The organism is Pseudoxanthomonas sp. 68-E7, assembly GCF_057773145.1.
Genome location: NZ_JBYMTI010000004.1, coordinates 1 through 12,536, shown reverse-complemented (window position 1 = coordinate 12,536; position 12,536 = coordinate 1). Strand labels below are relative to the sequence as shown.

General features: G+C 69.1%; 9 protein-coding genes. 4 read left to right on the top strand and 5 right to left on the bottom strand.

Annotation, left to right across the window (positions count from 1 at the left end):
* Positions 1 to 3,717, top strand: a complete 3,717-nt coding sequence (locus AC3DE2_RS10875; RefSeq protein WP_488426166.1) for a hypothetical protein — start codon at positions 1 to 3, stop codon at positions 3,715 to 3,717.
* A 1,116-nt stretch (positions 3,718 to 4,833) separates the two neighbouring features.
* Here the strand turns inward: AC3DE2_RS10875 and AC3DE2_RS10870 are convergent.
* The 3 genes from AC3DE2_RS10870 to AC3DE2_RS10860 all read right to left on the bottom strand — a co-directional run bounded on the left by AC3DE2_RS10870 (position 4,834) and on the right by AC3DE2_RS10860 (position 8,488).
* Complete coding sequence (locus tag AC3DE2_RS10870; RefSeq protein WP_488426165.1) at positions 4,834 to 6,417, bottom strand: EAL domain-containing protein; 1,584 nt, start codon at positions 6,415 to 6,417, stop codon at positions 4,834 to 4,836.
* Positions 6,418 to 6,507: 90 nt separating this feature from the next.
* Positions 6,508 to 7,389, bottom strand: coding sequence for a TolB family protein (locus tag AC3DE2_RS10865; protein WP_488426164.1), 882 nt, complete (start codon positions 7,387 to 7,389; stop codon positions 6,508 to 6,510).
* A gap of 10 nt (positions 7,390 to 7,399) precedes the next feature.
* A complete protein-coding gene (locus AC3DE2_RS10860; RefSeq protein ID WP_488426163.1) occupies positions 7,400 to 8,488 on the bottom strand; it encodes a hypothetical protein in 1,089 nt (362 codons plus the stop codon).
* A 97-nt stretch (positions 8,489 to 8,585) separates the two neighbouring features.
* Here AC3DE2_RS10860 and AC3DE2_RS10855 point away from each other — a divergent pair, with 97 nt between their 5' ends.
* On the top strand, positions 8,586 to 9,527 hold the full coding sequence (locus AC3DE2_RS10855; RefSeq protein ID WP_295375267.1) for a LysR substrate-binding domain-containing protein: 942 nt from the start codon (positions 8,586 to 8,588) through the stop codon (positions 9,525 to 9,527).
* Positions 9,528 to 9,540: 13 nt separating this feature from the next.
* Here AC3DE2_RS10855 and AC3DE2_RS10850 read toward each other — a convergent pair whose 3' ends face one another.
* Positions 9,541 to 9,936, bottom strand: coding sequence for a hypothetical protein (locus AC3DE2_RS10850; protein WP_488426162.1), 396 nt, complete (start codon positions 9,934 to 9,936; stop codon positions 9,541 to 9,543).
* 205 nt (positions 9,937 to 10,141) lie between these two features.
* On the opposite strand from AC3DE2_RS10850, the gene AC3DE2_RS10845 reads away from it, so the two are divergent.
* Together AC3DE2_RS10845 and AC3DE2_RS10840 are read left to right on the top strand one after the other, a co-directional pair.
* Complete coding sequence (locus AC3DE2_RS10845; protein WP_488426160.1) at positions 10,142 to 11,251, top strand: sensor histidine kinase; 1,110 nt, start codon at positions 10,142 to 10,144, stop codon at positions 11,249 to 11,251.
* On the top strand, positions 11,248 to 12,030 hold the full coding sequence (locus AC3DE2_RS10840) for a LytR/AlgR family response regulator transcription factor (RefSeq protein ID WP_488426159.1): 783 nt from the start codon (positions 11,248 to 11,250) through the stop codon (positions 12,028 to 12,030). The genes AC3DE2_RS10845 and AC3DE2_RS10840 overlap by 4 nt, the downstream gene beginning before the upstream one ends.
* Positions 12,031 to 12,067: 37 nt before the next feature.
* On the opposite strand, the gene AC3DE2_RS10835 is transcribed toward AC3DE2_RS10840, so the two are convergent.
* On the bottom strand, positions 12,068 to 12,536 hold a 469-nt coding region (locus tag AC3DE2_RS10835), incomplete at its 5' end, for a methyl-accepting chemotaxis protein (protein WP_488426158.1).

The window sequence follows — 12,536 nt, the reverse complement described above, 5'->3', positions numbered from 1 at the left end:
ATGGATATCAGCAAACACATTCCCCGCCGTGTGTTCCTGGCCGCGTTTGGCCTGTCGCTGGCCGGCGCCGCCGCGGCGCAGACGAGGCCGGCGGGTGCCCCCGCATCGGCCCCGTCCGCCCCGCAGGTGCAATGCGACGCGCAGGGGTGCCGCAACGGACAGGGCGCGCTGTTCCGGATCAGCGCGCATGGCGAGGGTCAGCCCGTCGCCAGCGGCGACGACGCGGGCGCGCTGCAACGGAACCGGCGGGTGGAAACCGTGACCGCGCAGACCTATCAGGGCACCAGCCAGGTGCTGGCCGAGGGACAGGCCAGCATCAGCGGGCATTTCACCGTGGATCTGCCGCAGGGCGGCACCCTGTGGGCCACCGAGGATCCGGCGCTGGGCCAGCCCATCCTCAACGTCCAGGCCGGATCGCTGGCGCCGTTCGAGGATGGCCGCATCACCCAGCCGGTGCGCTTCCACGCCTACAGCAACTACGCCGCGTTCTACGACCAGTTGCAGGTGATGATCTATCGCGGCGACGACACCGATCGGGTGACCCCGCTGGCCACCGTCACCCTGCCGGTCGGCGCGGTGACCGATGCGCGCTGGGACGGCGCATTGCCGGCCGGGCTGCGCCTGCAGGCGGGCGACGTCCTGCAATACGTCGCGCACGCCCGCGCGCCCGACGGCAGCTTCGATGAAACCCATCCGCGCCGCATCCAGCTGGTGACGCCCGGCGACTACGCGCGTGGCGCGCAGGTGCTGCGCGACGAGGTGCAGCGCAGCCATGCCGACACCCTGGACGCGGCCACCGCCGAGTCGACGCAGATCATCGAGTCGATCTACGGCAAGAGCGATCTGCGCCTGCGCAACATCCCGGTATACGGATCCCGCGTTCGCATCCTCGGCCGCGACATTCCCGAAGGCATGCAGGTGGTGATCGACGGCCAGGGTTTCCCGATCGACCAGGAACGCAAGTTCGTCGCCGAGTTCCTGCAGCCGGTCGGCCCGCATCGCTACCGGGTGCAGGTGAAGTCGGCGCAGGGGCTGATCGCCGACACGCCGCTGGACGTGGATGTCAGCGGCCGCTACGCCTTTGTCACCGCGCTCGCGGATCTGACCCTGTCACGCAGCAGGGCCAGCGGCGGGCTGGATGCGCTGGCCGGCGACATCCGCCAGGACGATGGCTTCCTGCGCGAGGGCCGGCTGGCCTTCTATGCGAAGGGCAAATGGAAGGGCCGCTACCTGCTCACCGCGCAGGCCGACACCTGGGAGAACGAACTGGATCGGCTGTTCGACGGCTTCCTGGACGCGCGTCCGACCGACATCTTCCGTCGCCTGGATCCGGATCTGTACTACCCGGTGTATGGCGACGATTCGCGCACCTGGCGCGACGTCGACACCCAGGGCAAGTTGTACCTGCGCCTGGACTGGGATCAGAACCAGGCGCTGTGGGGCAACTACGCCACCGGCTTCACCGGCACCGAGTACGCGCAGTACAACCGCGCCCTGTACGGCGCGGCGCTGAACTGGCGCTCGAACGCGGCCACCGCGCTGGGCGATCCGCGCAGCCTGCTGAAGGTGTTCGGCGCCGAGGCGCGCACCGCGCTCGGCCACACCGAATTCCTCGGCACCGGCGGCAGCCTGTACTACCTGCGCCACACCGATGTGCTGCCCGGTTCCGAACAGGTGGTGATGGAAGTGCGCGATCCGACCACCGGGCGGGTCGAGGCGCGGGTGAACCTGCGGCCGGGCGTGGACTACGAGATGGATGATCTGCAGGGCCGCCTGTTCCTGACCCGCGCGCTGTCGCAGATCACCCGCGAGAACGTGCGCGCCCTGACCCGCGACACGCCGCTGGACGGCTATCGCCAGGTGCTGCTGGTGGACTACGAATACGTGCCGTCCGGTTTCGATTCGGACGACGCCACCGTCGGCCTGCGCGGTCGCCAATGGCTCGGCGATCACGTCGCGGTCGGCGCGACCTATGTCGACGAGAACCGCAGCGGCGACGACTACTCGCTCAGGGGCGCGGATCTGACCCTGCAGGCCGGGCGCGGCACCTACCTGCGCATGGAAGCCACCCGCAGCGAATCCACGGTCGCGCCGATCTTCTATTCCGACAACGGCGGCCTGAGCTTCATCCAGCGCAACCCGGTCGGCGGCGCGCGGTCCGGCGACGCCCGCATGGTCGAGGCGCGCGTGAACCTGCAGGAACTGGGCTGGACCCGCCGCGAATGGTCGATGGGCGCCTGGTGGCGCGACGTCGACGCCGGCTTCTCGATCGGCCGCCAGGACACCGGCCTGGCGATCGAGGAATACGGCGCGGAATTCCTCGGCCATCTCAACGACGACTTCAGCCTGTACGGACGCTACAGCCACGCCTCGCACGGCGCGCAGGAACTGGAGCAGACCCAGCTGACCTTCGACTGGCAGCTGACCGAGGACGGCCGCTTGGGTGGCGAACTGCGCCACCTGAGCGAACGCGACGGCGGTCGTGACGCCGACGCCACCCTGCTGGCGCTCAGCTATCGCCAGCGCTTCGGTGACAAGTGGGAACTCTACGGCGTCGGCCAGTACACCCTGGACGACGACGATGGCCGCTACGACCGCAACAATCTGCTCACCCTGGGCGGAAAATACCTGTTCGGCGATCGCTCCAGCATCGGTGCGGAAGTCAGCAGTGGCAGCCGCGGCCACGGCGGCAAGCTGGACGCGGAATACCGCCTGAGCCCGGACCACACCCTGTACGGCGCCTACCACTACAGCAGCGATCGCACCGAGCGCGACGGCCTGTTCGACAGCGCGCTCCAATCCGGCTGGACGCTGGGCCAGCGCTGGCGCCTCAACAACCAGGTCAACGTCTACAACGAGAGCCAGTACCTGCGCGACAACCGCCGCGACGGCGACGGCATCGTCCACACCTTCGGCCTGGATTTCCGGCCCGCGCCCGGCTGGAACCTCGGCTTCACGGTGATGGACGGCGAACTGGACGCGCGCGACGGCCGGGTCGATCGGCGCGCCTACAGCGTGAGCGGCGGTCGCACCGATGCGCGCACCGACTGGTCGAGCAAGCTGGAATACCGCCGCGATCGCGGCGCCGAACAGCGCACCCAATGGGTGACCACCAACCGGCTGTTCTACCGGGTCGACGAGGACTGGCGGCTGGCGCTGCGCGCCAACTACGCCGACACCAAGGACGATCTCAATCCCGCCGCCGGCGCGCGGCTGGCCGAGGCCAACCTGGGCTTCGCCTGGCGCCCGCACGACAACACCCGCTGGGCCGCGTTCGGCAAGTACACCTACCTGTACGACCGCGCTTCGCCGGGCCAGGAAGAGGCCGATCAATACGACCAGCGCTCGCACGTGCTGTCGTTCGAAGGCACCGCGCAACTCGACGACCGCTGGCAGCTGGCAGGCAAACTGGCCGGGCGCTGGGGCGACTACCGGATGGGCCGCGGCGGCGGCGCCTGGCTGGACAGCCGCACCGACTTCGCCGCGCTCCAGATCCGCTATCACTTGATTGGACGCTGGGACGGCCTGGCCGAATACCGCTGGCTGAAGGTCCGCGACGGTGGCGACCGGCGCGGCTGGCTGGTCGGTCTGGATCGCCAGATCCGCGAGAACTTCAAGGTCGGCGTGGGCTACAACTTCACCGACTTCAGCGGCGATCTCACCCAGCTCGACTATCGCCACAAGGGCTGGTTCCTCAACATCACCGGGTACTACTGACGTGCGGTGGGCGGCCTGGTGATCCCCTCTCCAGCCAGCCGTCGCCGCACGTCAGTTCCGCTGATGGTTCGCGGGGACGCGAACGAAACGCGGATTCGGCTTCCTGCTTCGCTTGCGTGGGAGGCTTGGGTGGAGCGGGATCTCTCCTTGCCGCTTATCCCGCCGAGAGCGCCCCCATCCCAACCTTCCCCCGCACGCGGGGGAAGGGGCGGACGCGGCAGCCGGCTCTATCTTTAGCTTGCGGCGAAAAAGCGGACGATTCACCCATACAACTCCTGCCTTCATGGTTCGCAGGAAAACGAGCGAATACGGAATGGGCCCCCTCCTCCGCTTGCGGGGGAGGGCTGGGGTGGGGGCAGGACGTCTCCATTACCGCTTATCCCGCTGAGAGCGCCCCCATCCCAACCTTCCCCCGCACGCGGGGGAAGGGGTGGACGCGGCAGCCGGCTCTATCTTCTGCTTGCTGCGAAAAAAGCGGACGATTCACCCATACAACTCCTGCCTTCATGGTTCGCAGGAAAACGAGCGGACACGGATTGCACCCCCTCCTCCGCTTGCGGGGGAAGGGGCGGACGCGGCAGCCGGCTCTATCTTCTGCTTGCGGCGAAAAAAGCGGACGATTCACCCATACAACTCCTGCCTTCATGGTTCGCAGGAAAACGAGCGGACACGGATTGCCCCCCCTCCTCCGCTTGCGGGGGAGGGCTGGGGTGGGGGCAGGATCTCTCCGTACCGCTTATCCCGCCGAAAGCGCCCCCATCCCAACCTTCCCCCGCACGCGGGGAAGGGGCGGACGCGGCAGCCGGCTCTATCTTCTGCTTGCGGCGGAAAAGCGGACGATTCACCCATACAACTCCTGCCTTCATGGTTCGCAGGAAAACGAGCGGACACGCATTGCGCCCCCTCCTCCGCTTGCGGGGGAGGGCCGGGGTGGGGGCAGGATCTCTCCGTACCGCTTATCCCGCCGAGAGCGCCCCATCCCAACCTTCCCCCGCACGCGGGGGAAGGGGTGGAAGCGGCGGCCGGATCCATCTTCTGTTTCCGGCGAAGAAAAAACGACCACGGATTCGGCTCAATCCTCCGCTTGCGTGAGAGGACTGGGCGACCCATCCACGCTCAGCGTTCCGGGCGGCGGATAACCTCCGGGCCGGCGCCATGCGCTTCGCGTGAATGGCGCAGGAAGACGATGAAATCCGCCGCCGGCAACGGTCGCGAGAACAACCAACCCTGCGCGTAATCCACTCCGCGCGTCTTCAGATAATCCAGCTGCGTGGGCGTCTCCACGCCTTCGGCGACGATATGCAGATTCAGTTCCTGCGCCATCTCGACGATATGCGCGGTGACCAGGCTGGTGGCCGTGTCCAGGCCGATGGCGTCGACGAAGGATTTGTCGATCTTCAGTGCGTCCAGCGGCAGATCCTGGAGATGGCGCAGGCTGGAATAGCCGGTGCCGAAATCGTCGATGGCCACCGAATGGCCGGCCGCTCGCGCCTGCGCCAGGGTCACCCGCGCCGCCTCGATGTCGATGAAGCCGCGTTCGGTCGCCTCCAGCCAGATCTGCTCCGGCCGGATCCGGGTGCGTGGCAGCGCCTGTTCGAGCACACGCAGGAAACGGCCGCTGCGGATGTCCGCCGCGCACAGGTTGATGGCGATGTGCAGCGCCCGGTCGGCGGCCAGTTCCGCTTCCAGATCACCGACGATGCCATCCAGCACCTGATCGGTGAGCGCTTCGATCAATCCGCTTTCCTCGGCCAGGGGAATGAACTCGTCCGGCGGAACCAGCCTGCCCTCGTGGTGCCGGCGCACCAGCGCCTCGGCACCGACGCAGGCGCCGCTGCGCAGATCCATGATCGGCTGGTAGTGGACGATGAACTGCCGGCGCCGCACCGCGCGCTCCAGTTCGGCCAACGGCGACAGGCGCTGGCGGATCAGCCGGATCGAGAGCGTGGCCAGCGCCGCCAGCACGATCAGCGCCAGGGGCAGCAGTTTCAGCAGATCCGTGCGCAGGCGCCCGGTGGTCCCGGCCAGCGGACGGGTGGCGATCGCCTGCCAGCCATCGCGACGGGACACGCCATACAACTGGCCCGCCGCCGTGCCGCTGGAATCCTTCGTCCACCGCGCCAGCAGCGACGCCGTCGATGGCGTGCTGGCGGTGAGCAGGTGCTCACCCGGCGCGCGGATCGCGATCCGCACGTCGTCCTCGGCCAGCACGTCGAGCAGCCGCTCGGGATTGACCAGCGCGCTGTAGTCGCCACGATGCAGCACCAGCATCGGTGGTGCGTTGCGGATGCGCGGCTGCACCCGCGTGCTCACGCCGATGCCATCGGCGGTGGTGAATTCGACCACGGCGCGGGGAACGTGATCGCGCAGGTCGCCCCATGAACTGCATCGCAGCCGGCCATCGCGGAAGTAGGCCACGTCCTCGGCCGAACGGGTGCCGAGGGTGGCTCGGCGCAGCTCCTCGATGTGCCGGGATGAACACGGCGCGGCGGTGGAACGCGCGAGTTCCTCGAATGCTGCCCCGACCTCCACGAATGCCTCGCGGGTATGTCCGAGCGCGCGTTCCGCATGCCGCTGCAGCTGTGCCTGCTCCTGGCGCAGGCCGGACTGCCAGCCCAGATAGCCCATTCCCGCGAGCGCGGCCAGGCTCGCGGCGATGGCCAGCCCCACGCCCAGCAGCACTACACGTTCCCTGTACATGCAGCCTTCCGGTCGCGGCGAAGGCAACAGGTTAGGCCGCTGTCCCCGCCCTGCCAACCACGCGGCCGCGCGCGACCATGGAATCGAACCTCACCGCGTCGCCGGCAGCGCGTAAGCCACCCGGAGCACATCCATGCCGCCATGCTCGTCGCGCTTTCCGGAAAACAGCAGCCGATCCGGCTGCGACCAGTCCAGCATCGGCGCGTAGCTGTCGTGGCGGGGATGATTCACGCCATCGGCCAGGCGTTGTCCCGCCGCGTATCCGCCCGGCCCGGCGGCGGCGACGTAAAGGTCCACGCGGTCGCGTCGCAGATCCGCCGCGCGGCTGAACACGATGGTGGCGCCGTCGCCGAGGAAGGTGGCATCGAACTCGTCGGCGACGGTGTTGATGCTGCCCGGCAAACCATGCGCCGGGGTGAAACCGTTGCCGTCCCGCGCGGCGAGATACAGATCCTGGCGACCGGCACCGCCGGCGCGATCGCTGGAGAACAGCAGGCGGCCGCCGTCCGGCGAGAGCATCGGCGCGAACTCGTTGCCGGCGCTGTTGACCGTCGGCCCCAGCCATTCCACCGCGCCGAACCCGTCGCCCGTGACCGCAACCCGATACAGATCGTCACCGCCCAGGCCGCCCGGCCGGTCCGAACAGAAATACAGCTGGCGCCCATCCGCCGAGAACGCCGGATCGAAATCGCGGCCCGCGCTATTGAACGGCAACGGTGCCGGCACCGACCAACCCTCGCCCGTGCGGCGCGACATCCACAGATCGTAGCCACCCGCGCCGCCCGGCCGATCCCGGCTGAACCAGATCGCGGTGCCACCGTCCGGACTGAGGGTCAGGCGTATTTCGCTGAAGGACGTGGATACGACCCCCGGTGCGAAACGCTCGACCTGACCGGTGATCGCCAGCGCCGGTGGTTCGCCACCGCCGGCCAGCGCTGTCCACAGGAACATCGCCATCCATCGCATCGTCATCACGGTCGCCTCAGCCCATGCGGGTGAAATCGCTGATCCAGTCGGTGTCCCAGCTCGTCCCGCCGTCGCTGGAACTGGCCTGCTCCCAGCGCGCCGAACGCGGCGTGATCCGCGACCAGATCACCCGCGTGCGGATCGCGCGGTCCTGGACGATCTCCTCGCCGGTGAATACGCCCTCGCCGTTGCGGAACCGTCCCCGCAGCGGCGCGCCGATGCGATCCGGCATGCGTCCGTCCAGCCACCAGCTCGACCATTCGCCCTGCGCCGGATCCCACGCGCGTATGCCCATGCCGCGCAAGTCGCCGTCCGGCATCCGCATCAGGTTGTCGCCGACGTTGCCGAAGCCGCCCAGCACCGGCCAGTTGTGAAACGTGCCGTCGAATTCGTCCCAGCGATCCGCGCGCGACAGGCGCGGGCGGCGCTGGTGGCGCACCTGCCAGCGGCCGGTCAGGAAATTCCAGTCGTCCGGCGCGTCCGCCAACCGCGGCAGCGGCGTGGGCTCGGCCGCCGTGCGGGTGAACCAGTTGCGCCAGTTGACTTCCCAGCTGCCGCCGCCGTCGCCGGAGAACGCCTGTTCCCACCATGGCCGCGCGCCATGGATGTCGTGCCAGCGGAAACGCATGAGGATCGGCTTGCCACGCAGGGTGTCCTGCCCGATGAAGCTTCCCCCGTCGCCGCTGAAACCGCCGCGCACCGGCGGCTCGATATGGCGGGGATTGCGCGCGTCCAGCCACCAGATCGCCCATTGGCCGGAGGCGGCATCGAAGGCGCGAATGCCCAGACCGCGATAGGTGCCGCCGGGCAGTTCCATTTCGTTGTCGTCGATGGTGCCGAGTCCATCCAGGGTCAACCAGGCCGCGCTGCGGCCGCCGAACGACTCCCACTGATCGCTGCCGGCCAGCCGCTCCTTCAACCGGCGATGCCGGACGTCCCAGTTGCCGACCAGCCAGCGCCAATCCGCGCGCGGGTCGGCCGGCCGCGTGCTGGCCTGGGCGCCGGCCGGCGTGGGCCAGGGCAGCGCGCAGGCCGTGCCCGCGGCGAACGCCAGCAGTACCCGGCGGCGTTGCGCATCGAATTCGAGGGAGGTGGCGTTCGGCATGGCGGTCCCGGCGGTGGCAGGAAGATTCACCGCCATGCTGGCGCGCCACGGCGCACGTTGACCACGCGAACCTCGGTGCCCAGACTAAGCCGCACTTATGGTCGGTGAACCCCATCGCTTTCCGTCGCTAGCCGCCATCCGCGCCTTCGAGGCGGCCGCGCGGTCGGGCAGCTTCGCGCGCGCGGCCGAGGAGCTGGACACCACCGCGGCCTCGGTCAGCTACCACGTGCGCCGGCTGGAACAGCAGATTGGCGCGCCGCTGTTCCTGCGCGGCGCCAACCGGGTGCAACTGACCGAGTCCGGCGAAATCGTCGCCCAGGAAGCGATCCGCGCATTCGCCGCGCTGCGCGCGAGTTTCAGCCGCGCGGCCGCGGTCAACGAGGCGCGCCTGTCGCTGACCACCCTGCCGACCCTCGGCGCGAGCTGGCTGACCCCGAAACTCGGCGGTTTCCGCCGGCGCCATCCGGACATCGCGATCGAGCTGGATCTGTCGGCCCAGGCCGAGGATCTGAGCGGCGGCCGTTTCGACGCGGCGATCCGCAATGGCGACGGGCAATGGCCCGGCCTGCGCAGCGTCGAACTGTTCCCCAGCATCTTCATGCCGCTGTGCGCGCCGGCGCTGCGCGAGGCCGCCGCCGATCTGGCGAGGCCGGAACGATCGTCGCCGGTGCCGCTGCTGGGCCGGCCGGACTGGTGGGCGCTGTGGTTCCGCGGCGTCGGTGCCGACACGCCCCTGCCGCCCGAACGCTTCGCCACCCAGTTGTCCGCCGAACACCTGGACATCGCCGCGGCCATCGCCGGCCAGGGCATCGCGATCGGTTCGCCGCTGCTGTTCCATGACGAAATCGCCGCCGGCCGGCTGGTGCCGGCGCATCCGCACGTCGCCGGCGATGGCCGCGCGTTCTGGTTCACCTATCCGGTGGCGCGACACGCCAGCCGCAAGATCGCCTGTTTCGGCGAATGGCTGGAAGGCGAGGCCGCGCGGGCCCGCGAAAGCGCGCGCGGCTGGCTGCGCGCGGCGCGCTTCCCGGCCGGCTGAACCACGCGTCGGCTCAGGGCGTGGTGGCCTGGCGCCGATCCAGGCGGTCGCGCGGCGGCGGCTGCACGCGCAGCGCCTGCAGCCGGCAGACGTCGACGTTCTCGTAGACCATGCGCCGGCCGGTACGGAAGGTGAAGCGCACGTCGTAGCGGCATCCGGTCCCGCGCAGTTCGACGGTCGAGGAATCCCCGCCGCCGCGCACCGTTTCGCCCAGGGGCACTTCCTGGAACGCGCCGCTGCCGGGTTCGGCCACTTCCAGCCGGTCGATGCCGTCGTGGGCGCGGTTGACCAGCGCCAGGTAACGGATCCCGGTCGACGCCGCGGGCTCCGAAGCGGATGCGGTGGTCGCGGAAAGGATCATCAGTGCCGCGACGAGCGCGGCCATCGGGAAGGAATGACGCTGACGCATGGTGGAGTCTCCGGGGGCAACCGGCCGCCGCCATGGCCGCCGTTGCGTGCATCAGGCGGCGTCCCGCGCACTCCCGGCAACGGATGCGGGACGAATCGTCGTGGCCGTGTTCCCAATCGTAGTGAAGCGCCCCTCGCTTTTTGTTTGCGCCGAAGTGCGCTTAGGATGCCCTGCCCCTTTGCCAGCCGCCCGCCGCGATACCCGCATGAAGATCCGCCTGGGAACCATCGAAATAGGACTGGCCCGCTACCTGGCCCTGTGGCTGCCGGTGACCCTGGTGTTTGTCGTGCAGGGCATCATCGACGACCTGGCCTCCGGCCAACTGTGGGCGCTCACCGACTATCTGCGCTGGTCGATCATCGTCTGGTACATCTGGGCCGCGCTGGCGCCGTGGGTGTTCCGGCTGGCCGAACGCCATCCCGTGCAGCCGCCGTACCGCGCCGGGCCGCTGCTGTTCCATCTGTTCGCCGCCAGCGGCCTGACCCTGCTGTCGATGGTGGCCGGCGCCTTCATCTCGACCTTCTTCGAGCCCAGCTCCTTCGGCGAACAGCTCTTCCAGTTCTTCACCAAGTACATCACCATCGGCGTGGTGACCTATTGCGCGCTGGTCGCCATCCAGCACTCGCTGCGCTTCCAGGCCGAAAAGGCCCGCCGCGAGCTGGAAGCCAGCCAGCTGGCCACCGAACTGGCGCAGTCGCGGCTGCAGGTGCTGAAGACCCAGCTGCAGCCGCACTTCCTGTTCAACACCCTGCACGCCATCGTCACCCTGCTGGACGAGGACAAGGTCAGCGCCGAGGACATGCTGCTGCGGCTGAGCGATCTGCTGCGCGCGTTCCTGGAGGACTACGACGGCCAGGAGATCACCCTGCGGCGCGAACTGGCGTTGCTGGATCTGTACCTGGGCATCCAGCGCAAGCGTTACGGCGACCGCCTGACCACCCAGATCTACATCGCTCCGGACACCCTCGATGGCGCGGTGCCCAGCCTGCTGCTGCAACCCATCGTGGAGAACGCCATCCGCCATGGCATCGGCCAGCGGGTGGGCGCCGATCGTGTCGAGATCGAGGCGCGGCGCGAAGGCGATCAGCTTCTGCTGGAAGTGCGCAACGGCAACAGCACGCTGGAGGAAGGCGGCAGCCCCGGCGGCCACGGCATCGGCCTGTCCAATACCCGCCTGCGCCTGCGCGAACTGTACGGCGAGGACGCCGATCTGCGCCTGGACATGACCTGGCCGCAGGGCGTGGCCTGCCGCATCCGCCTGCCCTACCGGCCGCTGGAGGAACTGGACGACGTGCCGGAGCACGTGCCCGCATGAGCATCGGCGTGCTGGTGGTGGACGACGAGCCGATCGCCCGGCATGCGATCGTCCGCCAGCTGCGCGCGGATCCGGACATCGAGTTGCTGGGCGAATGCGGCGACGGCGCCTCGGCGCTGGCGGCGATCCGCGCGCAGTCGCCGGATCTGGTGTTCCTGGACATCCAGATGCCGGCGATGACCGGCATCGAAGTGGTCGACGCGATCGGCCAGGCGCGGATGCCGGCGATGGTGTTCGTCACCGCCTACGAGCAGTACGCGGTGAAGGCGTTCGAGGCCAACGCGGTGGACTACCTGGTCAAGCCGTTCAGCCGCGAACGCTTCGCGGCGACGCTGGCGCGCGCCAAGGAGCGCCTATCGGCCGGTCGCGCGCCGAACGGCGGCGAATCCCGGCGGATCCTGCAGGCACTGGAGGACCTGCGCCAGCGCGACGCCTGGCTGCAGCGGATTCCGGTGCGCGTGGACGAGCACGTGGTGCTGGTGCCGGTGGACGACATCGTCTGGATAAAGGCCAGTCGCAACACGGTGGAACTGCACCTGGCCGATCGCGTGCACGAGCTGCGCGAGACCATGTCCACCCTGGCCGAACGCCTGGACCCGCGGCACTTCGCCCGCATCCACCGCTCGGCGATCATCAACGTGCGCCGGGTCAAGGCGATCCATCCATGGTTCAACGGCCACCACGTGGTCACCCTGGACACTGGACAGGAACTGCGGATGAGCCGTTACCAGCACGAAGCCTTCCTGCGGCTGGTGACCACGCGGCAGGCGGAGCGATAACGCGCCGCCGCGCGGTTCCCGCCGGCCCCTGACCGGCTCAGCGCGTGCGCTGCGAAGGATGAGGCAAAGCGACCGGCTGCGCGGGTGCGGGCCGCGCCGGGGCGTTCTTCTGGAGCGCGCGCACGCCCTTCGCGGGAGAGACGGGCGGCCGCGACGGGAGCGCGCCGGTGGTTCGTCCCTGCGATGCGTCCGCGAGCCGCGCGTCCATCGCATCGTTCCGGATGGCGAACACCGACACCGCTTCGCTGAGCAGGCGCGCCTGGTCTTCCATGCTGCGCGCGGCGGCGGAAGCCTCCTCGACCAATGCGGCGTTCTGCTGGGTGGTCTCGTCCATCTGGGTGATGGTCTGGTTGACCTGCTCGATGCCGGCGGACTGCTCCTGCGAGGCGGCGGCGATTTCGGCCATGATGTCGGTGACCCGCTGCACCGAGGCGACGATTTCACCCATGGTCGCGCCGGCCTGGTTGACCAGGTTCGAGCCGGTGGCGACCTGGTCCACCGAGGCT

Coding starts and splice junctions, on each gene's coding strand:
- AC3DE2_RS10875 (WP_488426166.1), top strand. CDS start 1: ATGGATATCAGCAAACACATTCCCCGCCGTGTGTTCCTGGCCGCGTTT.
- AC3DE2_RS10870 (WP_488426165.1), bottom strand. CDS start 6,417: ATGTACAGGGAACGTGTAGTGCTGCTGGGCGTGGGGCTGGCCATCGCC.
- AC3DE2_RS10865 (WP_488426164.1), bottom strand. CDS start 7,389: ATGACGATGCGATGGATGGCGATGTTCCTGTGGACAGCGCTGGCCGGC.
- AC3DE2_RS10860 (WP_488426163.1), bottom strand. CDS start 8,488: ATGCCGAACGCCACCTCCCTCGAATTCGATGCGCAACGCCGCCGGGTA.
- AC3DE2_RS10855 (WP_295375267.1), top strand. CDS start 8,586: ATGGTCGGTGAACCCCATCGCTTTCCGTCGCTAGCCGCCATCCGCGCC.
- AC3DE2_RS10850 (WP_488426162.1), bottom strand. CDS start 9,936: ATGCGTCAGCGTCATTCCTTCCCGATGGCCGCGCTCGTCGCGGCACTG.
- AC3DE2_RS10845 (WP_488426160.1), top strand. CDS start 10,142: ATGAAGATCCGCCTGGGAACCATCGAAATAGGACTGGCCCGCTACCTG.
- AC3DE2_RS10840 (WP_488426159.1), top strand. CDS start 11,248: ATGAGCATCGGCGTGCTGGTGGTGGACGACGAGCCGATCGCCCGGCAT.